Raw genomic sequence first — 21,724 nt, 5'->3', positions numbered from 1 at the left:
GACAGATCGGCCAGCCGAGTGCACCGGGTATCCGACGTCCCGGCGAAGACACGTGAATATCCGGAAAAGAAAGCCGGACTCTTCGATTTCTCCCCGCTTCGGGTGCAGAATAGGGCCACCTGCCGCGGCGAGTGCTGCGTATCCGGCACGGCCATCCGGCCTGCCCGTATGCACGTGCGCGATAGGTGCACATCAGGCCCGGGGGCGCACCCGCACCCTTGTCGGCCGAATTGCCCGAGAGGATTGACGCCCATGGCTCAGCGTGTAGTTGTCACGCTCTCCGACGACCTGGACGGCGGCGCCGCCGCGGAAACCGTCCACTTCGGCGTGGACGGGAAGTCGTACGAGATCGATTTGTCCGTGGACAACGCGGAAAAGCTGCGGGAGGCCCTCGCTCCGTTCGTCGCCGCCGGCCGCCGCCAGAGCCGTACCGGGAAGTCCTTCCGCCGTACCGCCCTCACCCCGGACCCGGCCGCCGTGCGCGCCTGGGCCCAGTCCCGCGGCATGGAGCTGCCGGCCCGCGGCCGGATCCCCAAGCACGTGTACGAGGCGTTCGCCGAGGCGAACTGAAGCCCGCGGGCACCGGTCGTCCCGCCCTCGTCCGACGGGCGGGACGACCACCCCTTCGGATGCTGTAGAGTATTCCTCGTCGCCGCAACGGAGAGATCCGAAGAGGCGGCCGGTGCCCCACCAGGCACCGTGCGGACGTGGCTCAGTTGGTAGAGCATCACCTTGCCAAGGTGAGGGTCGCGAGTTCGAATCTCGTCGTCCGCTCGCAGTGCGCGAGCACAGCACAATTACATAGTTCCATCCTGCGGACGTGGCTCAGTTGGTAGAGCATCACCTTGCCAAGGTGAGGGTCGCGAGTTCGAATCTCGTCGTCCGCTCCAGTACGAAGGGCCCTCTCGATCGAGAGGGCCCTTCGGCGTTTCCGCCTTCCCGGACCGTTTCCGGCTCCCGGCACCCATGACATTTGTCAGTGCGGACCCGTGGATCCGCACCGGGTTCCCGTGAAGGCGCGCACTGCCCCCGGCCCCCGGCCGACGGGAGGCTTGAGACATGGAAACGAGCCAGCCCCACCGCCCCGGCGACCACGTGATCGAGGTCACCGACCTCCACCGCCACTACGGCGCCGGCAGCAGCAGTTACCACGCCGTCCGCGGCGTGGACCTGACCGTCGGCCGCGGCGAGCTCTTCGCGCTGCTGGGCACCAACGGGGCCGGCAAGACCTCCACCATGGAACTCATCGAGGGCCTCGCCGCCCCGACCGAGGGCCGGATCCGGGTGCTCGGCCGCGACCCGTACCGCGAGCGCGCCGCCGTCCGGCCCCGGATCGGCATCATGCTCCAGGAGGGCGGCTTCCCCGGCGACCTCACCGTCGCCGAGACCGGCCGGGCCTGGGCCGGCGCCACCAGCCACGCCCGCCCGCTGGACGAGGCGCTGGAGCTGGTCGGCCTCGGCCACCGCCGCGACGTCCGGGTCAAGCAGCTCTCCGGCGGCGAGCGCCGCCGCCTCGACCTGGCGATGGCCCTGCTCGGCCGGCCCGAGGTGCTGTTCCTGGACGAGCCGAGCACCGGCCTCGACCCGGAGGCCCGCGCCGCCGTCTGGCGGCTGGTCCGCGAGCTGCGCGCCCAGGGCACCACGGTGCTGCTCACCACGCACTACCTGGAGGAGGCCGAGGAGCTCGCCGACCGGCTGGCGATCATGCACGGCGGCCGGATCGTCGCCGCCGGCACGGTGGCCGAGGTGATCGCCGGGCAGCCGTCCCGGATCACCTTCGAACTCCCGCGGTTCTCCGGCGCCTCGATCCCGCCGCTGACCGGCGCCACCGTCACCGCCGACGGCCGCAAGGTCACCGTCCGGACCCCGCACCTCCAGACCACGCTGACCGACCTGCTCGGCTGGGCCGACCACCACGGCATCGCCCTCGGCGCCCTCGACGCCCGCAGCGCCTCGCTGGAGCAGGCCTTCCTGGCCATCGCCGCCGAGGCCGCCCACCAGCCCCCGGCCGACTCCCCCGCCGCTCCCCCCGCCCGCCGCAAGCTGATCGGACTCGCCCGATGACCACCACCGTCACCACCACCGCCACCGGGCCGAAGAGCACCTCCGTCCGCCGGCTGCTCGCCCTCGGCCGGGCCGAGGGCATCCTGCTGCTGCGCAACCGGACCGCCCTGTTCACCGCCGTGCTGCTGCCGCTGATCCTGGTCTTCGGACTGCAGAACGTGCTCGCCCAGCAGTCCGAGACCAACCCCGGGCTGGACGTCGACGCACTGCTGGTCAACGGCGCGGTCGGGATGGTGCTGGCCTTCGTCGTCTACTACAACCTCACCGCCGCCTACGTGGCCCGCCGCGGCGAGCTGGTGCTCAAGCGGCTGCGCACCGGCGAGGCCCGGGACCTGGAGATCCTGGCCGGCACCGCCGTCCCCTCGGTCGGCCTGGCCCTGCTGATGTGCGCCGTGATCGGTGTCGTCGGGGCCTCCGCCCTGGACCTGACCGCCCCGGTCAACCCGGTGCTGCTGGTCGTCGGCCTGGCCCTGGTTCTCGCGACCCTGATGGCGCTGGCCGCCGTCTCCAGCGCCTTCACCCGCACCGTGGAGAGCGCCGGCATCACCACCATGCCGGTCCTGCTGCTCACGCAGTTCGGCTCCGGCCTGTTCATCCCGCTGGAGGTCATGCCGGACCGGCTCGCCGAGATCTGCCGGCTGCTGCCCACCACCCCGGCGTTCCAGCTGGTCCGGGTCGGCTGGTTCGGCACCGACGGCTCCGCCGCCCCGACCGGCTTCGCCGGCTCCTGGGCCACCGCGGCCCCGCACCTGGTCACCGGCGGCGTCTGGCTCGCCCTCGCGGTCTGGGCCGCCGTCCGCTACTTCCGCTGGGAGCCGCGCCGCTGACCAGCACGCTCCTCGAAGCGAAGGTCCGCTCTCCGTTCCACCTCTGATAGGAAGGCAGCAGCACGATCATGGTCGAACGGGGAGCAGGACAGATGGGCGTCACGAATCCGGTGCGCGCGTGGAAGGGCTACTCCAAGCCCCAGCGTTCCGAGCTCTACCTCCGCTGGTCGCTCTACCTGATGGCGCTCGCCCCGCTGCCGATCGGACTGCTGATCAACACGTCCGACCCGGACTACCGCACCCACCCGGCCGCCCGGGTCGCCCTGGTGCTCGGGTTCGCCCAGACCCTGGTCACCCTGCGGGCCTACCGCACCTCGCTGGACCACTACCTGAAGCGGCCCACCGACCACCTGCGCTGGCTCGCCCTCAACGGCGGCATCGCGGTGGCCGGCTGCTGGGCGGTGCTGCTGCTCGGCCCCCGGGTCGGCGCCACCTCCGACACGGAGTCCGTGGTCTTCACCCTCCCGCTCGCCACCACCGTCCTGTTCTCCGCCTTCGGCCCGGCCTCGGTCGGACTGCCCCCGCGCCGGGCGGCCCTCGCCGGGACCGTCGGCCTGCTGGCCGTCCTCCCCGCGATGCTGCTGACCGGCGCCACCCCGGGAACGTGCCTCGGGCTCGTGACCGGCAGCGCGCTGGTGATGCTCTTCGTCGGGTCCAGCTGCCGCAGCTTCGCCTGGCTCCAGTCGGTGGTCTGGGAGCTGGACGCCGCCCGCGAGGCCCAGGCCCGGCTGGCCGTCGCCGAGGAGCGGCTGCGGTTCTCCCGCGACCTGCACGACGTGATGGGCCGCAACCTCACCACCATCGCGCTCAAGAGCGAGCTGGCCGTCCAGCTCGCCCGGCGCGGCCGCCCGGAGGCCGCCGACCAGATGGCCGAGGTCCAGCAGATCGCCCAGGAGTCCCAGCGCGAGGTCCGCGACGTGGTCCGCGGCTACCGCACGGCGGACCTGCACGCGGAGGCGATCGGCGCCCGCGCGGTGCTCCGCTCCGCCGACGTGGCCTGCGAGATCGACCTCGGCGAGGACGCCGACCGGCTGCCCGCCCCGGTCCAGTCGGTGCTCGGCTGGGTGATCCGCGAGGCCACCACCAACGTCCTGCGGCACAGCGAGGCGGGCCGCTGCGCGATCCGGCTGCGCCGGGAGGACGGCCGGGCGGTGCTGGAGCTGGAGAATGACGGGGTGCCCGCCGTGCCGCTGCCCTCCCAGGGAAGCGGCACCGGTCTGCGCGGACTGCGCGAGCGGCTCGCCGCCCACGACGGCGAGCTGAGCCTCCCGGAGGCCGCGCCCGGCAGCTTCCGGCTGCTCGCCAGCGTCCCGCTCTGAGAACCACCGCACGGAAGGCCCCGCCGATGACCGACACCGCGCCCGACACCGCGCCCGTCCGCGTCCTGCTCGCCGACGACGAGCACCTGATCCGCGGCGCGCTGGCCGCGCTGCTCTCGCTGGAGGACGACATCACGGTGGTCGCCCAGGCCGCCTCCGGCCCGGAGGCGGTGGCCATGGCCCAGGCGCACCGGCCGGACATCGCGGTGCTCGACCTGCAGATGCCCGGACTGGACGGCATCGAGGTGGCCACCAGGCTGCGCGCGCTGCTGCCGGACTGCCGCTGCATGATCGTCACCGGCCACGGCCGCCCGGGCTACCTGAAGCGGGCCCTGGAGGTCGGCATCCGGGGCTTCCTGCCGAAGACGGTCTCGGCGGCCGACCTCGCCGGGATCATCCGGACCGTCCGGGCCGGCGGCCGGTACGTGGACCCGGAGCTGGCGGCGGACGCGATAGCCGCCGGGGACAGCCCGCTGACCCCGCGCGAGACGGACGTGCTGGAACTCGCCGCGGACGGCACCTCGATCGCCGAGATCGCCGAGCGGGCCTCGCTCTCCCAGGGCACCGTCCGCAACTACCTGTCCGCGGCCGCCGCCAAGCTGGGCGCGGAGAACCGGCACGCGGCGGTGCGGGTCGCCCGCGAGCACGGCTGGATCTGACCGCCGTGCCCGCGGGCGCCCGCGCCGCCCTCCGGCTCAGGCCCAGCTGAGGCCGGTCAGCCGCTCGTAGGCCTCGACGTACTTGGCGCGGACCTTCTCGACCACCTCGGCCGGCAGCTCCGGCGGCGGCTGCTCGCCGCGGCGGTCCCAGCCGGAGGCCGGGGAGGTCAGCCAGTCGCGGATGATCTGCTTGTCGAAGGAGGGCTGCGGGTGGCCCGGCTCCCACTGGTCGGCCGGCCAGAACCGCGAGGAGTCCGGGGTCAGCACCTCGTCGCCGATCACCAGCTCGCCGTCCAGCAGGCCGAACTCGAACTTGGTGTCGGCCAGGATGATGCCCCGCTCGCGGGCGATGTCCCGGGCCCGGGAGTAGACGGCCAGGGTGGTCTGGCGCAGCTGGGCGGCCAGCTCGGCGCCGATCCGGCGGGCGGTCTCCTCGTAGGGGACGTTCTCGTCGTGCTCGCCGACCTCGGCCTTGAGCGCCGGGGTGTAGACCGGCGCGGGCAGCTCGGAGCCGTCGTCCAGGCCCTCGGGCAGGGCGATGCCGCAGACGGTGCGGGAGTCGCGGTACTCCTCCAGGCCGGAGCCGGCCAGGTAGCCGCGGGCCACGCACTCGACCGGGACCATGTCCAGGCTGCGGCAGATCAGGGTGCGGCCCTTCCAGTCGGCCGGGGCGCCGGCCGGGACCTCGGTGGAGATCACGTGGTTGGGCACGAGGTCCGCGATCCGCTCGAACCACCACAGCGAGAGCTGGGTGAGGATGCGGCCCTTGTCCGGGATCTCGTTGGGCAGCACCCAGTCGTAGGCGGACGTGCGGTCGCTGGCGACCATCACGAGGTCACCCGACTCGGTGCGGTACAGGTCGCGCACCTTGCCGGTGTGCAGGTGGACCAGGCCGGGTACCTGGACCGGCTCGGGCTTGGTGACAAATCCGCTCAAGGTCGTCTCAGTCCTCAGGGGTCGTTCGCGGGCGGTGCGGCGCGAAAGGGGAGGTCACTGGGGTCGAGTCTGTCACGACCGCCCGCCGGGGCCGGTCCGAGGGCCCGTCGTCGAGGCCGTTCAGCCGTTCTTGCAGAGCCGGTCCAGCAGGTTGGCGGTGGCGCGCTGGATCCGCTCGTCGGTGAGCCCCGGGCGGTCCAGCGCGGGCGACCAGGCGAAGGTGCCGGCGGCGAACACGTAGGCGCCGCTGGGCGCCCGGTAGAGCGAGGTCTCCTGGTAGCGGGTGCGCCCGGCCGGATCCTGGTACGGGGAGTGGGCGAGCAGCACCCGCTCGGTGTGCCCGGGCAGGGCGACCTTGGGGTAGTAGCGGTCCGCCTCGCCGGCCACCAGTCCGGGCAGCCCGTCGCCCTCGTGGAGGCCGGTGCCGGCCCAGAACCAGTGCGCGGTGTGCCGGGCGACGAGCGGGACGGCGGTGGCGACCCGGCCGGAGTACTGGACGCCGAGCAGGTGCTGCTCCGGCTCGCCGGCGTCGCGCCACAGCGCGCTGGCGGCGCCGGGCGCCCCGGCGGCCGGGTTGTCGGGGCGGACCTTCTGGCGCTTGCGGCAGTTGAGCATCCGGTTGGGCTCGCCGGAGGGTCCGGGGCTCAGCTCGACCCGCCAGTACATGGTGTTGGCGGAGAGGAAGACCAGCGAGGTGCCGCCGTCCCGGGCCCTTTCGACGGCGCGGCGCATCGGCTCGGACCAGTACTCGTCGTGGCCGGGGAAGACCAGCGCCCTGTGCCGGGAGGCGTCGACCAGCCCGGCGTGCAGGTCGGTGGCGGTGGCGTAGGAGAGGTCGTAGCCGTAGCGCTCGGCCCAGCGGATGAAGTCGTAGGCGTGGCCGACGTGCAGCGGGAGCCCGGCGGTGGCGTGCGGGCGGTCGAAGGAGACGGTGACGGCCGCCTCGGTCTCGCCGACCAGTCGGCCGCCGTCCCAGGCGTGGTAGAGGCTGGCGCCGCTGCGGCCGTCCTCCGGGAAGAGGTTGTACGCCTGCCAGGTGACGTCGGGGACGACCAGCAGCAGTTCGGCGGCGCGGGTCTGGTCCGCGAAGTCGCGCACGGTGAAGGGGATGTGGCTGCGGTGCAGCATGTCGGCGGTGGTGAGCACCGCGACGTACGCGCCGGGCCGCCAGTGCTGCGGGATCTGCAGCCGCCAGGTGTGCCACCAGTGGTGGCAGGAGACGGTCCGGCCGACCACCATCGGGGCCGGCTGGACCATGCCGGCGATCAGCGGGCTGGAGGTCATGTGGTGGGCGCCGTCGCCCGCGTAGTGGCCGATCCGGAAGACGTCGACGGTGAACTCCCGGGGCGGGTTGACGGTGACCCGCAGGTCCACCGAGCCGCCGGGGCGGACCACGCCGGCCGAGGCGAAGCCCTTGATCTGCTGTTCCTCGTCGTTGGCGCTCAGCGGGGTGCCGACCGCGGGCTTGCCGCGCACCCCGGCGGCCAGCGGGCGCTGCCCGGGGGCGTCCACCGAGACGTACCAGGGGACGTCGCCCTCGGTGCCGGCGAGGTACTGGTCGGGGCTGCGCAGCCAGGGCAGCGGGCCCTGGCCGAAGGGGTCGGAGACGCTGTGCGCGTGCGTCCCGGACTCCCAGCGGCGGTTGAGTTCGGTCCCCACGCGCGCCCCTCCCAGGTGCACCTCCGCCGGGGTGGCATGTGCCTCCCGGATGTGCGTGCGGACTAATACACCACACCGTGATGGCGCTGCGTCACCCCACGGTAGCAACTGGTGGCGGGAATCTTCCGGGCCTGCGCGGGGAGGGCCTCCGGCCTGCGAAGACCCGGGGCGGCCGGTGCGGCCGGGGGCGCTCACGGGTGGGCTTCGCGCCCCTCCGAAGGGCGCCGGTCAGAGCCGGACGGGCTTCTCCGACCGGACGTCGGCGGCGTCCAGCCAGGCCCGCAGCGGGCCGTCCTGGCCCTGTTCGACGGCCTGGGCGACCGGTTCGGCGAGGTCGGTGCGGCGGACCCCGCCGAGCAGCAGCACCGGGCCGTCCAGCCAGTCGAGACCGGGGACGGCTCCCGCGGTGTCGACGGCGGCGCAGCAGACCATCGCGGTGACGTGGTCGACCAGCACGTCCCGCCCGGTGCGGACCGGTTCGAGCAGCGGCGCGGGTGCGCCGGTGCCGGCCGGCCGGGCGACGAGGGCGGCGGCCAGCCGCTCGCCGTCCCCGTCGGCGAGCCGGCCCAGCAGCCGGGTCAGCGTCGGGGCGCCGGGGCGGGCCTGCGGGGCGAGCAGGTCGAGGGCGGACTGCAGGGCGGCGGCGCGGGCCCGCCAGCCGGCGTCCACCACGTCGGCCGGGTAGTCGGACCACTCCAGCTCGCGCCAGCCGCCGGAGGCGGGCGCGCCGAAGAACAGCTCGGCGGCGAGCCGGGAGACCGCGGCGTCCACCGCGCCGGGCTCCTCCAGCAGGTCGCAGGCGGGGCGGTCGGCGAGCCGGCTGCCGTAGCCGTCGGCCAGCCGGTCGCGCCGGGACAGTTCGGTGAGCGCGGCGACCACGCCCGCGTTGAGGTGCGCGGGGTGCCGGCCGAGCCGCCAGGCGGGCAGCGCGACCCGGGTGAGCAGCCGGTCCCAGCCCGCGTAGGCGAGGCCGACCTGCTCCTGGGCGGCGATCCGCAGGCCGTAGTCGACGCCGCGGGCCTGCTCGGAGGCCCAGCCGGCGACGGACCGCTCCAGCTCGGCGGCGTGCTCGCGGCAGGCGCCCAGCAGCCGGCGGGTGATCCGTTCGGTGATCCGCTCGGTGAGCGCGGCCGGGCGGCGCCGGGGCGGGCGCGGCTCGCCCGGGCCGGGGGCGCCGGCCGGGCCGGGGGCGGAGCCGGCGTCCAGGCTGGCGTCGAGGGCGCGCAGGAAGCGGCGGGCGGCGGCGATCTCCGGGTCGGCGGCGGCCGCGGTGCCGGCCACCACCGGGGCGAGCAGGGCGCGCAGCTCGCCGGCCCGCATCCACCAGAGGAAGGGCGAGCCGATCACCAGGACCGGCGCGGGCGGGGCGTCGCCGTGGGCGCGGGCGCGGCGGCGGGGCCGGGGCGCGGGGACGTCCTCCAGCCAGCTGTCGCAGTCCGGGGTGAGCGCGACGGCGGAGGGCGCGGGGACGTCCAGCCGGTCGGCCAGGTCCTCGATCAGCCGGTACAGCTCGGGTGCCTGGGCGCGGCCGAGCGGTACGGCCGGGGTCTGCGGCGGGACGGCCCGGCGGTACCCGCGGGCGGCCGCGGCGGCCACCAGCAGGGTGAGCGCGGCCACCGCGCAGACGGTCCAGCGGGCGAGGTCCCAGCCGGCGGCGTCGGAGGAGCCGGGGGCGCCGATCCGGCCGGTGAACCGGCCGGCGAGCAGGACCACCGCGGCGGCGGCGGGCAGCGCGGCGGCAGCCAGGGCGAGTCCTCGGATCCGCAGGACCGCCTGGGCGTGAGCGCGCGCGGTGTCGACAGCGGCCATACGGTGCGGCACCCCCTTCGGAGCCCTCGGGCGCCCGGTGCGGGCCCCTGAGCCGATTCGAAACGAACAGTTCCGACCGGGAAGCGGAGGCGGCCGAGCCCCGGTCGTCATGCTGCGTGGCGCTTCTGACATTTTCGACGCCGGTGTCCGGGTGGGTGTTCCGGATCGCCCCGGTTCCACTCGTCCCGGTGACGCCGCCCGGATTCCGGACGACCGCCCGGGGCGGCCCCGGACGGCCCGGGCGTGTCCGGTCCGGCCGGACGCCGTCCAGCATCCCCCCGCGCGACCGCGGCTACCCGGCGGCGGGCGGAAGCGGCCCGACCTGTGACGCCGTGGTCCAGCGCACCATAAGGCCGGGCGCCCGGTTACGTCAGCCGGATGCGGGCGCTGTCACTCGATGGGCTGGATTCCGGGCGCCGAACGGTGCGCCGGTTCCGGAAGCCGCTCCGGCCCCGCCGGTGCCCGAAACGCCGGACGGCGCTGCGTCCATGGGGGTTGTCCAACAGGGCCCACGGGGCTCGCGGGACACACCGGGGGTCGCCCGCGGGGCGGCGAACGCCCGGGCCCCCGGCGCGCGGATCGCTCGCCGGGGGCCCGGGGTGGAGGAGGGGGTGCGCGGGGGCTACTGCGCGGCCTTCAGCGCGATGTCCCCGCGGTGCTGGCCACCGGCCAGGGAGATCCGCTCCACCGCCCGGTAGGCCCGCTCGCGCGCCTCGGCGAGCCCGGCCCCGGTCGCGGTGACCGACAGCACCCGGCCGCCGGCGCTCAGCACCCGGCCGTCCTCGGCCGCCTTCGTCCCGGCGTGCAGCACGTACGCGGTGCCGTCGGCGGCCTCCGCCTCGGCCAGGCCCTCGATCGGGTCACCGGTGCGCGGCGCCGCCGGGTAGCCCTCGGCGGCGATCACCACGGTGACCGCGGCGCCCTCGTCCCAGCGCAGCGGCTCCAGCTGGTCCAGCGTGCCGGTCGCCGAGGCGTGCAGGACGTCGGCCAGCGGGGTGCGCAGCCGGGCCAGCACGACCTGGGTCTCCGGGTCGCCGAAGCGGGCGTTGAACTCGATCACCCGGGTGCCGCGCGAGGTCAGCGCCAGGCCGGCGTAGAGCAGCCCGGAGAACGGGGTGCCGCGGCGGCGCAGCTCGTCCACGGTCGGCTGCAGGACGGTCGCCAGGACCTCCTCGACCAGCCCCTCGGGCGCCCAGGGCAGCGGCGAGTAGGCGCCCATGCCGCCGGTGTTCGGGCCCTGGTCGCCGTCCAGGGCGCGCTTGAAGTCCTGGGCCGGCTGGAGCGGCAGCACGGTGCTGCCGTCGGTGATCGCGAAGAGCGAGACCTCGGGGCCGTCCAGGTACTCCTCGATCACCACCTGCTCGCAGGCGGCGGCGTGGGCCAGCGCCTCCTCGCGGTCGGAGGTGACGACGACGCCCTTGCCGGCGGCCAGGCCGTCGTCCTTGACCACGTACGGGGCGCCGAAGGCGTCCAGCGCCTCGGCGGCCTCGGCGGGGGTGGTGCAGACGTAGGAGCGGGCGGTGGGCACGCCGGCGGCGGCCATCACGTCCTTGGCGAAGGCCTTGGAGCCTTCCAGCAGGGCGGCTTCGGCCGACGGGCCGAACACCGCGATGCCGGCCGCGCGCACGGCGTCGGCGACGCCCGCGACCAGCGGGGCCTCCGGGCCGACCACGACCAGTTCGACGCCGAGCCCGCGGGCGAGCGCGGTGACCCGCGCGCCGTCCAGCTGGTCGACCGGGTGGACCGTCGCCACCTGCGCGATCCCGGCGTTGCCCGGGGCGCAGTGCAGCTCGGTCACGGCGGGATCTTGGGACAGAGAGCGGCACAGGGCGTGTTCGCGGGCGCCGCCGCCGATGACGAGGACCTTCACGCTGCGCAAGGGTAGCCGGTGGCCGGTTCCGGCCGCTCTCCGGTCCCGTAGGAAGGGACAGCCGTGGGCGGCCGGTGCACGCACGGCCTCGGAGGATCCTCCGACTCCGGGGCCCGACGATCATCACACGGTGCCCGGGTCAGGACAGCGGGTCACCGCGCCCTCGCTCGGACGGGTGAAATTCCGCCGACCGCCGCAACCCTCCCACCTCGGGATCCGGTGGCCGAATCCGGTAACGATCATTGGAGAAGCGCCCACACGGTAAGCCATTTGGCGGTAAGAAGTGCTGTTGGACCACTACCGGCAGCCGCCGGTGACGCCGCACCGGGGCACCCAGCGCGCTCCGGGAACGGCGGTGTGGCCGCCGCGTTGCCCGGCGTTTCACGAGCCGTCAGGCCGATGACACGTCAGTCCGCGCAGAGTCGGAACCAGCCAGACCAGCAGTCCGCCCGCCACAGGGAGCCCCACAGGTGAGCCAGCCGGAAATGCAGCCCGAGGAGAGTGCCTGGGGCAAGGAGATCGGCGAGGAGGACCCGCCCGCCACGACCGTGGCGCGCCGCGCCTCGACCCGCCGCCGGTCCGATCTGAGCACCCGCCAGTTCCCCCTGGGGGACTGGGGCGAGCCCGCCGAGCGGCTGGAGGAGCTGTACCGCTGGTCCGAGGAGCGGGCGGTCGAGGCCGTCGAGTGGTACCGCCGGGACCGGATCTGGAAGCGCCGCTGGGCGCGGCTGCTGCGCTTCGGCTCGGCCGGCTTCGCGGTCGGCGGGGTCACCGCCCCGCTGGTCGACCTCACCGGGACCGTCGACAACGCCACCAGCTGGGGCTACGTCGGGCTGGCGCTCGCCGCCGCCTGCTACGGCGCGGACCGGGTGTTCGGCCTGACCTCCGGCTGGATGCGCGACGTCTCCACCGCCCAGGCGCTGCAGCGCCGCCTGGAGGCCTTCCAGTTCGACTGGGCCTCGGAGTGCGTCCGGGAGGTGCTCGGCCCCACCGAGGGCACCGCGGGCGAGGCCGCCGAGCGGTGCCTCGGGGTGCTGCGGCGGTTCTGCGAGGACGTCTCGGACATGGTCCGCACCGAGACCTCGGAGTGGATGCTGGAGTTCCGGGCCGGGATGACCCAGCTGCCCACCCAGGTCGCCGGAAACTGGGGCGGGCGCAGCGAGCCGGGCGTCGGCGCCCAGGTACGGGTGCTGCCGCCGCCGGGGACCAGGCCCACCATGCCGCGCCAGCGGCCGCCGGAGGGGCCGCTGCGGTAGCCGGGCGGCGGTGGACCGGGGATCGGCCCCCGACCCCCGGAGCCCGGGGGTCGGGTCGAGCGGGCCGAGTCAGGCCGGGCCAGGTCGGGTCGGGTCAGGCGAAGACGATCATCGAGCCCTGGTGCAGGCTCCGGGTCGCCGCCGCGTACAGGCCCGCCCAGGCGTGCCGCTCCCGCGCGAACGGGTGCAGGTCGTCCAGCGGCGGGCCGAACGGCTGCTCCAGGCCGGTCGGGCCGAGCGGCCGGGTCGGCGCCGGCGGGTCGAGCGGGTCGATGCCCAGCGCCGGGGCGACGGCCTGCAGCTCGCGCAGCAGCCCGTGGCTGGAGCCGAGCGGGCCGCCCGAGGCGAGCAGCGACTCCTCCACCAGCGGGGCGGCGAACTCGATCGGCACGTACGCGCCGGCATGGTCGAAGTGCCAGACCAGATGCGACTGCTCGGCGCTGCTCTCGAACATCTCCAGCAGCTGCTCGTAGTCGCCGCCGAGCGCGTCCACCGGTGTGATGTCCAGACCGGTCAGGCCCAGCAGGTAGGCCCGGCGCAGGAAGTGCAGCGAGTCGTAGTCGAAGGCGGCTATCGGCTCGACCGCCCCGCTGTGCCCCGGCACGAACCGGTAGACCGGCATCTCGGGCAGACCGCGCGAGGCCAGCACCTGGTTGTAGAGCGCGAGGTCGTCCCGGAAGGGGTTGTCGGGGCTGTGGCTCAGCACGTCCACCAGCGGGACGAGCCAGAGGTCGCAGGCCATGGCCGGCTCTTCCTCTCCGGACGCGGGGAACCGGCCGCACGGCGGCGGACGGCGGATGGGCGGGTCGGTGCCCGGACGGCCGGTACGCGGCGCGACCGGGACGGACGACCGCCCACCCTACCGGCCCGGCGAGCGATACGGATCGGGCCGGCCCCCGGGCAGCTGGTCCGGCGGCGCCTCGGGCAGCCGACGGCCGTACCGCCCGTACGGGACCGAGCGCGGCTGCGGCACCAGGCCGAGCCCCAGGCCCAGTTCACGGCCCAGCTCCCGGCCGAGTTCGCGTTCCCGGCCCTGGACGCCGCCGGCCGTACGGCCCGGTTCCACCGGTCGGGCGGGCTCCTCCGGGCGGGTCGCCTCGACGGCGCCGGGCCCGGGGCCCGCCCCGGCCTTCCCCGGCGCGGCGTCCTCCGGGGTGTCGGGCGGCGCGGCCGCGGCGTCCGGTCCGGCCGGGGTGCCGAGCGGGCGCCCGGTCAGCAGCGGCAGCACCTTCACGGTCTCCACCGACTCGCCCGCCAGCTCGGCCAGCAGCCCGACGGTGAAGAGGTTGTACTCGCAGATGATCCGGTGCGAGCGCGGCACGTCGCGCGCCTCGATCGCCTCCACCAGGTCCAGGTGGCCGTCCCAGCAGACCCCGCCCAGCTGGGGCATCGACCGCAGGTACCGCGCGGCGAACATCCACGACTGCACCCGCAGCCAGTCCAGGTAGTCGGCCATCCGGCGGTTGCCCATCAGCCCGCCGACCTCCTGCCAGAACCGGCGGTCGCAGCCCACCATGACGTCCAGGTTCCCGGCCCGGGCCGCCCGCGCCGCCGCGTCCGCCCGGCGGCGCAGCGAGGTCAGCCGGCTCTCGTCCGGCCGGCCGGGGTCGACGGCCAGCCGCCGGTAGTAGCTGTCGGTGATCAGCACCCGGGTCTCGAAGATCTCCCGGAAGTCGTCCCAGCCGAACTCGGGAACGGTGAAGCCCCGGTGGTGCTCGGCCCGGAGCAGCCCCTGCGCGGAGAGGTCGACCAGGGCCTCCCGGGCCGGGGTCGCCGAGACCCCGTACAGCTCGGCGATCTCCTTGACGGTGAAGTTCCGCCCGGCCGCCAGCCGGCCGGCCATCATCTCCTCGCGCAGCGCTCCGGCGATCTGCTCGCGCAGGCTGTTGCGCTGGATCACGGGACGGGTGTCGCCCGCGTCGGTGCCGAACATGCGCGCGACCTCCTCGGGCGGGCTGGACGGCCTGACGGGGACAGACCGGCGACGTACGGGCTGGTAACACGACGGAGGCTCATCTTCTCAAAAAGGACACCGACGTGTACAAGCCCCCCATACGCCCCGGCGCGCCCCCGCGCGCCCGGCCGCCGAGAACGGCTGCCGAGAACGGCCCCCGTCAGCGCTGCACCGGCGCCGGGATCCCCAGCAGCCGGTCCCGGTGCACCGGGAACTCGGCGCGCGCCTTCACCACCTCCGCCGGATCGAACTCCACGGTCAGCACCTCCTCACCGGCCCCCGCCTCGGCCAGCACCCGGCCCCACGGGTCCACCGCGATGCTGTGGCCCGCCTGCTCGACCCCGCCGTGCGTCCCCGCCGTGTTGCAGGCCAGCACGTACGCCTGCTCCTCCACCGCCCGCGCCCGGTTCAGCAGGGTCCAGTGCTCCCGCCGCCGCTCCGGCCAGGCCGCCGGCACCACCAGCACCTGCGCGCCCGCGTCCAGCAGCGCCCGGAACAGCTCCGGGAACCGCAGGTCGTAGCAGGTCGCCAGACCCAGCGTGCCGACATCGGTGGCCGCGGTGACGATCTCCTGCCCCGCGCCCATCACCACCGCCTCGCCGCTGTCGAAGCCGAAGCGGTGGATCTTGCGGTAGGTGTGCACCAGCTCACCGTCCGGGGCGAACAGCAGCGAGGTGTTGTAGATCGGCCCGTCCGGATCGCGCTCGACGATCGAACCGGCGTGCAGCCAGACCCCCGCCGCCCGGGCGGCCGCCGCCATCGCGTCCGAGGTCGGCCCGTCCAGCGCCTCCGCGCCGTCCGACCAGAGGTTGTAGGCGAAGCCGCCGAGCGGCCACAGCTCGGGCAGGACCACCAGGTCCGATCCCCGCTGCGCCCGCACCAGCGCGGCCGCGCGGGCCCGCCGCTCGGCCGGGGGCTCGGCGTCGGAGACCGCGAGTTGGATCAATGAAGCGCGCACAGTACCACCGTCCACGGCAAGAGTCCTACGATCGTCACCCGAAAGCGCTGCCCTGCTCTCACCCGGCAGCGTAACGTGCGGTTAGCGTGTGCGCCGGGAAGCCGGGACATCCCGGCCGACCCAGGAAGCCGCGGGCACGCGTGGCAAGGCAGCTGACGGAGGGCCGGAGATTCCCGTGACGGACAACCAGACCGTGCAGGCTTACACCGAGGCGTGGACCCAGTCGATCGAGGCGATATCCGAGCTGGTGACCCCGCTGCCCGAGGGCTCCTGGAACCGGGCCACCGAGTGCCCCGGCTGGTCGGTCCGCGACATCGTCTCGCACGTGATCGCCGTCGAGTCCGAGCTCCTCGGCGACCCCCGCCCGATCCACTCCCTCCCCCGCGACCTGCGCCACATCGCCACCGAGGCCGCCCGCTACCTCGAACTGCCCGTCGACAAGCGCCGCTGCCACACTGCGCTGGAGATCACCAGCGAGCTGGAGTACACGATCATCCGGCGCTCCCGCGCGCTGCGGAACGCCAAGCAGATGCCCAACGAGCCGGTCCGTTGGCCGGCCGGCCCGCAGAGCCGCGACATCCCGTACCACGAGCTGCTGCGGCTGCGCGCCTTCGACGTCTGGGTGCACGAGCAGGACCTGCGCCGCGCCCTCGGCGTCCCCGGCAACCTCGACTCCCCCGCGGCACTGGTCACCCGGGACGTCCTGCTGCAGGGCCTGCCGAAGGCCGTCGCCCACCGGGCCGGCGCCCCGGCGGGCACCGCGCTGGTCGTCGACGTCACCGGCCCCGTCGAGTTCCTGCGCACCGTGCGCGTCGACTCCGCCGGGCGCGGCACCGTCGACGAGTCCATCAGCCTCGCCCCCGACGTCCAGCTCACCCTCGGCTGGGAGACCTACGTCCGCCTCGCCTGCGGCCGCGGCCGCCCGGGCCCGGTGACGATCGAGGGCGACAAGGAGCTGGCCGACCGCGTCCTGGCCAACTTCTCCGTCACCCCGTAGCCCCAGGCCATCACCCGCCCGGCGTACACGCACCGTGCACGCCGGGCGAGTGCGCCTCGTGCTCCCGTGCGTCAGGTTGGGACCAGTAGCTCCGTCCGTTCGGCCTCGTTGATCCGGGCAGTGTCACCCGGAAGAAGGAGGGGCGTCCCGATGGACGACGAACAGACGATGGTGCTGGTCCGGTCGAGCTTCCCGGTCACGGGTCAGCCGATCAGGGTCGTCATGATCGACGGCGAGCCGTGGTTCGTCACGGCGGACGTGTGCACGGTGCTGGGGCGCGGGAGCGCGAGCCGTGCGAGCAGGAACCTGGACTCCCATGGGACTCGGACGGTGGATATGCGGCTCGTATGCCTGACCAAAAGTCAGGCATACGACGTTTCCGCAGGTCAGAAACTGTACAGTCGCGGGAACCCCTACCTGAACGTGATCAGCGAGGCCGGCCTGTACGCACTGATCATGCGCTCGAACAAGCCGACCGCTCGGCCGTTCCAGGAGTGGGTCACCGCGGAGCTCCTCCCCTCCGTCCGACGCGGGGACACCGACATCCCGACGCAGCAGCGGCGGATGGCGGAGACGCTCACCGAGGCGATCGGGCAGCAGGTGTACGTCGTCGCGCGGATCGAGCACGAGGACTGGCCGGACCTCACCGTCCACTCCGACGGCACGGTCGGCTGCCGCCACGGCGAGATGGTCCTCCGGCTCCCCGGGCCGGACGACAGCGGGCCACCGTTCGGGCCGTACTTCGAGTGCCGGGGCGGGGAGCACGTCGGGATCCGGGGCAGCCGGGTGGTCCCGGGCTGCCCGAAGCTGCACATCGTGGACCTCGTCCGGATGCGGGACGAGGCCCAGTCCCAGCCCGTTCCCGAGCCGGAGCGTGATCACGGTCTGATGTACGCGGAGTTGAACCACGGTCTGATCCACCGGCTCTGCGGGACGCCTCTGCAGTTCGCCGAGCTCCTGGACGAGTACGGGAACCGATCCGGACGGGGTGGCCCGCAGAATTTCTGAGGGCCACCCCGTTCCCGCAGGTCGGAAGCCCTACGCCGACACCGCCGCGAGCTTCTTCCGCAGCCGCAGGATCATCAGGGTGCCCGCCGCCAGCGGCACGTACTGCCAGCAGAACGCCCAGCGGAAGGCGCTCGCCGTGTAGCTGTCGGAGCCGGACGGGCTGAGGGCGTCCAGGAGGACGCCGATGCCGAAGAGCGTGATCATCGTGCCGATGAAGCCGCCCATGTTGACGATGCCGGAGGCGGTGCCGAGGCGTTCGACGGGGTTGCGGGCGCGGGCGTAGTCGAGGCCGACCAGCGAGGCGGGACCGTTGCTGCCCATCACCAGGACGACCGCGACCAGCAGCCAGAGCGGCGGGTGGCCGCCGGGCCAGGCGAGCGCCACTCCCCACAGCAGCGCGGTGGCGCCGATGACGGTGAGCACGATGGGCATCCGGGCCCGGGCGGTGCGGGACAGGACGCGGCCGAAGAGGAAGCCGAAGCTCATGTTGGAGAGCACCAGCAGGGTGAGCAGGCCGCCGGCCGCGGCGCGGGTCATGCCCTGGGCCTCGACGAGGTAGGGCAGGCCCCAGAGCAGGCCGAAGGCGTTGCCCGGGAACTGGGTGGTGAAGTGGATCCAGAGCCCCAGCCGGGTGCCCGGCTCCCGCCAGGTCTCCCGCACCTGGCGCGCGATGCCGGGCCGGGGCCGAGCGGCGGGCGCCGGCGCCGCCGCGGGACCGTCCGGCGCCTCCCGGAGGAAGAGCGCGACGAGCGCGAAGACGGCGACGCCGAGCAGGGCGATGGCGGTGAAGGTGGGCGTCCAGCCCTCGCTGTGCAGGGCCTGGGCGAGGACGACGGTGGTGACCAGGTTGCCGCTCATGCCGGCCAGGCCGGTCAGCTGGGCGACCAGCGGGTTCTTGGCGGCGGGGAACCAGCGGGCGGCGATCCGCAGCACGCTGATGAAGGTCATGGCGTCGCCGCAGCCGAGCACGGCCCGGGAGGCGAGCGCGGGGCCGAAGGAATCGGAGAAGGCGAAGGCGAGCTGGCCGGCGCTGAGCAGCACCACGCCGGTCAGCAGCACCCGGCGCGGTCCGAACCGGTCGACCAGCAGGCCGACCGGGATCTGCATGGCCGCGTAGACGAGGACCTGGAGGATCGAGAAGGTGGAGAGCGCGGAGGCGCCGATGCCGAAGCGGTCGGCGGCGTCCAGGCCGGCGACGCCGAGGCTGGTGCGGTGGATGACGGCCAGGACGTAGACGCTGACGCCGATGGACCAGGCCAGCCAGGCGGCCCGCCCACCCGGGGGGTGGGCGGCCACGGGACCGGGGGCGGCGCCGGCACGGGGAGCGGGGACGGACAGGGGGCGGGCTGAACTGGCGGGCTCCACGGTCATAGTGGCCCCAGATTAGTCATCCCATCATTGAACGCCTAGCGCGGGGTCGGGAGGACGGGCACGAACCGTCCGCCCCGCGCGCCGCTCAGCCGACCACCGTCCAGGAGACCGACCGCGTCATGTAGCGGTCCCGGAAGGCCTCGTCGCGGACCCAGTCGGTGGTGTCCCGGACGGTCGCCGTGACGGTCGCGCCGTGCCCGGGCTCCAGCGTCAGCCCCGCGGTGTCCAGCCAGCTGCGGTCCGCCGCCTGCGGCTCGACGGGGACGCCGTCCACCGTCCAGTCCACCCGCAGCTGCCGGGCGCCGGCCAGCGGGAGCGGCCGGACCTCCAGCCGGGGGCGGCCGGTGACGTCGCCGGGCGCCGGCGCCGGGTCGTCGGTGGGTCTGACCCGCCGGTAGATCTCCTCGATGATCGCCTCCCGCGAGGGCAGGTTGTACGCCCCGCCGAGGGTGCGCATCACCGAGTCCTGGGTGGGCCGGTAGACGCCGTTGGCGCTGCGGAAGGCGCCGACCGCCCCGGCGCCGTCCGGGGACTCCGCGCCCAGCCAGCGCCACCACTTGGTCTGCTTGCGGCGCATCTCCTCGGCGTTGTCGGTGGAGAGGTTGGGGTAGTCGGCGTCGTCCGGCGCGCTGTCGTACTCGTCGCCGAGGTCCCCGACGGTGTGCCCTATCTCGTGCTGGATGATCCGCCCCGCGTCCGGGCTGCCGCCGGCCAGGGTGGTCACCCCGGTGCCGCCGGCACCGCCGTACTCGGTGGAGTTGGCGAGCGCGATGAGGTACTGCGGGCCCTCGCCACGGCCGGCGTAGCGGGCGGTCGCCTCCTCGTCGGCGCAGAGCAGCCGGGCGGTGCCCTCGCACCAGAAGTGCATGCCGAGCGGGGTGGCGGGGCGCCGGCCGCGGTTCTCGCTCTCGGCGATGCCGGAGACCGGGGAGACCACCTCGACCCGCCTTATGTTGAAGAACCCCTGGTAGCTGCGGAACGGCTCGATGTCCATCAGCGAGCGCCAGGCCCGGTCCGCCTGCTCGCGGAAGAGGTCCTGCTCCCCGGCGCCGTAGCCGTCGCCGAGCAGGACCAGGGTGATCCGGTTGGCCGGGTCCCCGGTGCGCCGTATGTCGACGGTCGGGGCCTCCCCCGCGGCGTGCAGGTCGGCGCGCTGCACCGCGGTGTGCGGCGGCACCGCGCGGTCGGCGGGGGCGCCGGGCCCGATCACCCCGAACGGCGGGGGTCCGGCCAGTTCGAGCGCGGCCGGGAGCACGGCGGTGGACACCAGCACGAGCGCGGCCAGACTCCGGACGATCCGGCCAGGGTTGCCAGGCGGCATACGGGTGCGTCCTCGACGTTCCGGTCACCCGGCGTCGCCCGGGTGGTGGACGCGAAGACGTACCCGGTCCCGCGTGTCGCCCCCACCGAACGGCGAAAGTGTCACCGGTCTGGCCGAATGACCAGCACTTCACCGGTCATTCCTATGAGTCAGATCATGTGAATGATCGCGACTATCGGTGACGTCGAGGTCACGGAGGAAGGACGAAGGGGCCCTGCCTCCGCACGGCGGTGCGGGAGGCAGGGCCCCTTCCTCGTGGCCGGGACCGGCTCAGCCCCAGGTGATCAGCCGCTTCGGGTACTCCAGGACGCCCGCGATGTCGGCCAGCACCTTGGAGCCCAGCTCGCCGTCGACCAGCCGGTGGTCGAAGGACAGGGCCAGCGTGGTGACCTGGCGCGGGACGACCTTGCCCTTGTGCACCCACGGCAGTTCCCGGACCGCCCCGAAGGCGAGGATGGCCGCCTCGCCGGGGTTGAGGATCGGGGTGCCGCTGTCGACGCCGAAGACGCCGACGTTGGTGATCGTGACCGTGCCGCCCTGCATGTCGCCGGGCGCCGTCTTCCCCTGGCGGGCGGTGTCGATCAGCTCGCCGAGCGAGACCGCCAGGCCCGAGAGGGTCTTCGCGCCCGCGTCCTTGATGTTGGGGACGATCAGGCCGCGCGGGGTGGCCGCGGCGATGCCGAGGTTCACCTGGCCCTTGATGACGATCTCCTGGGCCGCCTCGTCCCACTGGGCGTTGATCCCGGGGTTGCGCTTGATCGCGGTGAGCAGCGCCTTGGCGACCAGCAGCAGCGGGCTGACCCGGACGTCCCGGCCCAGCTCGCCGCTCTCCTTGAGGCGGCGGACGAACTTCATCGTCCGGGTGACGTCGACCTGGACGAACTCGGTGACGTGCGGGGCGGTGAAGGCCGAGGCCACCATCGCCTGCGCGGTCGCCTTGCGGACGCCCTTGATCGGCACCCGGACGTCGCCCGCGCCGAGGACGGCCACGGGGGCGGCGGCCGGTTCGGCGGCCCGCTCGACGACCGGGGCCTCGGCCGGGGCCGGGGCGGCGGCGGCCGCCGCGTGGGCGTGCAGGTCCTCGCGGGTGATCACGCCGTCCGGACCGGTCGGGGTGACGGCCCGCAGGTCGATCCCGAGGTCCTTGGCCAGCTTGCGCACCGGCGGCTTCGCCAGCGGCCGCTCACCGGCCACCGCGACGGCCGGGGCCGGCGCCGCGACAGGCGCGGGAGCCGGAACGGGAGCCGGGGCCGCGACGGGCGCGGCGACCGGGGCCGGCGCGGCGGCCGTGGTCCGGCGGGCCCGGCGCTGGCTGCCGCCGGTCCGCGGGCCGTAGCCGACCAGCACCTCGCGCCGCTCGGGCTCGGCCTCCGCGGCAGCGTCGGCGGCCGGGGCGGCGGCGGGTGCCGGGGCGGCGGCCGGAGCCGCGGGCGCCCCCGCCTCACCGGCCACCGCGACCGAGATGATCACGGTGCCGACGTCGACCGTCGCGCCCTCCGGGAAGAACAGCTGCTCGACGGTCCCGGTGAACGGGATCGGCAGCTCCACGGCGGCCTTGGCGGTCTCCACCTCGCAGACGACCTGGCCGTCGGTGACGGTGTCACCGGGCTTGACGTACCAGCTGAGGATCTCGGCCTCGGTGAGGCCCTCCCCCACGTCCGGCATCTTGAACTCGCGGAGCGAGCGAACTTCGGTGGTCATCATCGCTCCCCGGGA

The 21,724-nt window shown here is 74.5% G+C and carries 18 protein-coding genes and 2 tRNA genes; 10 read left to right on the top strand and 10 right to left on the bottom strand.

Translation table 11 applies throughout. From position 1 onward, the window contains the following. Positions 1–252: 252 nt before the first annotated feature. The 7 genes from ACFC0B_RS17800 (at position 253) to ACFC0B_RS17770 (ending at position 4,869) form a co-directional block, all read left to right on the top strand. On the top strand, positions 253–570 hold the full coding sequence (locus ACFC0B_RS17800) for an Lsr2 family protein (protein ID WP_030304494.1): 318 nt from the start codon (positions 253–255) through the stop codon (positions 568–570). 131 nt (positions 571–701) lie between these two features. Beyond that, positions 702–774, top strand: a tRNA-Gly gene (locus ACFC0B_RS17795). A 40-nt stretch (positions 775–814) separates the two neighbouring features. Further along, positions 815–890 (top strand) — tRNA-Gly (locus tag ACFC0B_RS17790). Positions 891–1,059: 169 nt separating this feature from the next. Beyond that, the gene (locus ACFC0B_RS17785) at positions 1,060–2,064 is read left to right on the top strand and encodes an ATP-binding cassette domain-containing protein (RefSeq protein ID WP_376086745.1); all 1,005 of its coding nucleotides are present in this window, start codon (positions 1,060–1,062) and stop codon (positions 2,062–2,064) included. Then, positions 2,061–2,891 (top strand): ABC transporter permease, encoded by an 831-nt coding sequence (locus ACFC0B_RS17780; protein ID WP_376086744.1) that lies wholly within the window; start codon positions 2,061–2,063, stop codon positions 2,889–2,891. The genes ACFC0B_RS17785 and ACFC0B_RS17780 overlap by 4 nt, the downstream gene beginning before the upstream one ends. 92 nt (positions 2,892–2,983) lie before the next feature. Further along, positions 2,984–4,210 (top strand): sensor histidine kinase, encoded by a 1,227-nt coding sequence (locus ACFC0B_RS17775; RefSeq protein ID WP_376086743.1) that lies wholly within the window; start codon positions 2,984–2,986, stop codon positions 4,208–4,210. Between the two features lie 26 nt (positions 4,211–4,236). Further along, entirely contained in the window at positions 4,237–4,869 is a 633-nt protein-coding gene (locus ACFC0B_RS17770) for a response regulator (protein WP_376086742.1), read from the top strand. Between the two features lie 36 nt (positions 4,870–4,905). On the opposite strand, the gene ACFC0B_RS17765 is transcribed toward ACFC0B_RS17770, so the two are convergent. From ACFC0B_RS17765 to purD, 4 genes are all read right to left on the bottom strand, one after another. Next, positions 4,906–5,805, bottom strand: coding sequence for a phosphoribosylaminoimidazolesuccinocarboxamide synthase (locus tag ACFC0B_RS17765; protein ID WP_376086741.1), 900 nt, complete (start codon positions 5,803–5,805; stop codon positions 4,906–4,908). A 120-nt stretch (positions 5,806–5,925) separates the two neighbouring features. Then, positions 5,926–7,464: a N,N-dimethylformamidase beta subunit family domain-containing protein gene (locus tag ACFC0B_RS17760; protein WP_376086740.1), complete on the bottom strand. Its 1,539-nt coding sequence runs from the start codon at positions 7,462–7,464 to the stop codon at positions 5,926–5,928. A gap of 228 nt (positions 7,465–7,692) precedes the next feature. Next, positions 7,693–9,273 (bottom strand): hypothetical protein, encoded by a 1,581-nt coding sequence (locus ACFC0B_RS17755; RefSeq protein WP_376086739.1) that lies wholly within the window; start codon positions 9,271–9,273, stop codon positions 7,693–7,695. Positions 9,274–9,895: 622 nt separating this feature from the next. Beyond that, positions 9,896–11,143 (bottom strand): phosphoribosylamine--glycine ligase, encoded by a 1,248-nt coding sequence (gene purD, locus ACFC0B_RS17750; protein WP_376086738.1) that lies wholly within the window; start codon positions 11,141–11,143, stop codon positions 9,896–9,898. A 470-nt stretch (positions 11,144–11,613) separates the two neighbouring features. Between purD and ACFC0B_RS17745 the strand changes: the two genes are divergently transcribed. After that, positions 11,614–12,399, top strand: coding sequence for an SLATT domain-containing protein (locus tag ACFC0B_RS17745; protein WP_376086737.1), 786 nt, complete (start codon positions 11,614–11,616; stop codon positions 12,397–12,399). A gap of 94 nt (positions 12,400–12,493) precedes the next feature. Here the strand turns inward: ACFC0B_RS17745 and ACFC0B_RS17740 are convergent, their stop codons facing one another. From ACFC0B_RS17740 to ACFC0B_RS17730, 3 genes are all read right to left on the bottom strand, one after another. Next, positions 12,494–13,141: a hypothetical protein gene (locus ACFC0B_RS17740; RefSeq protein WP_376086736.1), complete on the bottom strand. Its 648-nt coding sequence runs from the start codon at positions 13,139–13,141 to the stop codon at positions 12,494–12,496. 117 nt (positions 13,142–13,258) lie between these two features. Further along, entirely contained in the window at positions 13,259–14,332 is a 1,074-nt protein-coding gene (locus ACFC0B_RS17735) for a GntR family transcriptional regulator (protein WP_376086735.1), read from the bottom strand. Positions 14,333–14,513: 181 nt separating this feature from the next. After that, complete coding sequence (locus tag ACFC0B_RS17730) at positions 14,514–15,311, bottom strand: carbon-nitrogen family hydrolase (protein ID WP_376086734.1); 798 nt, start codon at positions 15,309–15,311, stop codon at positions 14,514–14,516. A 175-nt stretch (positions 15,312–15,486) separates the two neighbouring features. Between ACFC0B_RS17730 and ACFC0B_RS17725 the strand changes: the two genes are divergently transcribed. Both ACFC0B_RS17725 and ACFC0B_RS17720 read left to right on the top strand, forming a co-directional pair. Beyond that, positions 15,487–16,308: a maleylpyruvate isomerase family mycothiol-dependent enzyme gene (locus ACFC0B_RS17725; protein ID WP_376086733.1), complete on the top strand. Its 822-nt coding sequence runs from the start codon at positions 15,487–15,489 to the stop codon at positions 16,306–16,308. 150 nt (positions 16,309–16,458) lie between these two features. Beyond that, a complete protein-coding gene (locus ACFC0B_RS17720) occupies positions 16,459–17,316 on the top strand; it encodes a Bro-N domain-containing protein (RefSeq protein WP_376086732.1) in 858 nt (285 codons plus the stop codon). 30 nt (positions 17,317–17,346) lie between these two features. On the opposite strand, the gene ACFC0B_RS17715 is transcribed toward ACFC0B_RS17720, so the two are convergent. From ACFC0B_RS17715 to ACFC0B_RS17705, 3 genes are all read right to left on the bottom strand, one after another. Then, entirely contained in the window at positions 17,347–18,687 is a 1,341-nt protein-coding gene (locus ACFC0B_RS17715; protein WP_376086731.1) for a nitrate/nitrite transporter, read from the bottom strand. Between the two features lie 85 nt (positions 18,688–18,772). After that, positions 18,773–20,008 carry a M64 family metallopeptidase gene (locus ACFC0B_RS17710; protein WP_376086730.1) on the bottom strand — a complete coding sequence of 412 codons (1,236 nt, stop codon included), beginning with the start codon at positions 20,006–20,008 and terminating at the stop codon, positions 18,773–18,775. A gap of 270 nt (positions 20,009–20,278) precedes the next feature. Next, complete coding sequence (locus ACFC0B_RS17705) at positions 20,279–21,709, bottom strand: dihydrolipoamide acetyltransferase family protein (protein ID WP_376086729.1); 1,431 nt, start codon at positions 21,707–21,709, stop codon at positions 20,279–20,281. Positions 21,710–21,724 lie beyond the last annotated feature (15 nt).

It is taken from the genome of Kitasatospora sp. NPDC056184 (assembly GCF_042268405.1).
In the GTDB taxonomy this organism is placed as follows: Bacteria; Actinomycetota; Actinomycetes; order Streptomycetales; family Streptomycetaceae; genus Kitasatospora.
The sequence above is the reverse complement of the archived record's forward strand: the minus strand, read 5'-3'. Positions and strand labels throughout refer to the sequence as shown.

Bases quoted from the DNA above. Each gene is read 5' to 3' on its own strand.
- ACFC0B_RS17735 (WP_376086735.1), bottom strand. From the start codon at position 14,332: ATGTTCGGCACCGACGCGGGCGACACCCGTCCCGTGATCCAGCGCAAC.
- ACFC0B_RS17710 (WP_376086730.1), bottom strand. From the start codon at position 20,008: ATGCCGCCTGGCAACCCTGGCCGGATCGTCCGGAGTCTGGCCGCGCTC.
- ACFC0B_RS17715 (WP_376086731.1), bottom strand. From the start codon at position 18,687: ATGACCGTGGAGCCCGCCAGTTCAGCCCGCCCCCTGTCCGTCCCCGCT.
- ACFC0B_RS17785 (WP_376086745.1), top strand. From the start codon at position 1,060: ATGGAAACGAGCCAGCCCCACCGCCCCGGCGACCACGTGATCGAGGTC.
- ACFC0B_RS17770 (WP_376086742.1), top strand. From the start codon at position 4,237: ATGACCGACACCGCGCCCGACACCGCGCCCGTCCGCGTCCTGCTCGCC.
- ACFC0B_RS17720 (WP_376086732.1), top strand. From the start codon at position 16,459: ATGGACGACGAACAGACGATGGTGCTGGTCCGGTCGAGCTTCCCGGTC.
- ACFC0B_RS17705 (WP_376086729.1), bottom strand. From the start codon at position 21,709: ATGACCACCGAAGTTCGCTCGCTCCGCGAGTTCAAGATGCCGGACGTG.
- ACFC0B_RS17775 (WP_376086743.1), top strand. From the start codon at position 2,984: ATGGGCGTCACGAATCCGGTGCGCGCGTGGAAGGGCTACTCCAAGCCC.
- ACFC0B_RS17780 (WP_376086744.1), top strand. From the start codon at position 2,061: ATGACCACCACCGTCACCACCACCGCCACCGGGCCGAAGAGCACCTCC.
- ACFC0B_RS17740 (WP_376086736.1), bottom strand. From the start codon at position 13,141: ATGGCCTGCGACCTCTGGCTCGTCCCGCTGGTGGACGTGCTGAGCCAC.
- ACFC0B_RS17755 (WP_376086739.1), bottom strand. From the start codon at position 9,273: ATGGCCGCTGTCGACACCGCGCGCGCTCACGCCCAGGCGGTCCTGCGG.
- ACFC0B_RS17800 (WP_030304494.1), top strand. From the start codon at position 253: ATGGCTCAGCGTGTAGTTGTCACGCTCTCCGACGACCTGGACGGCGGC.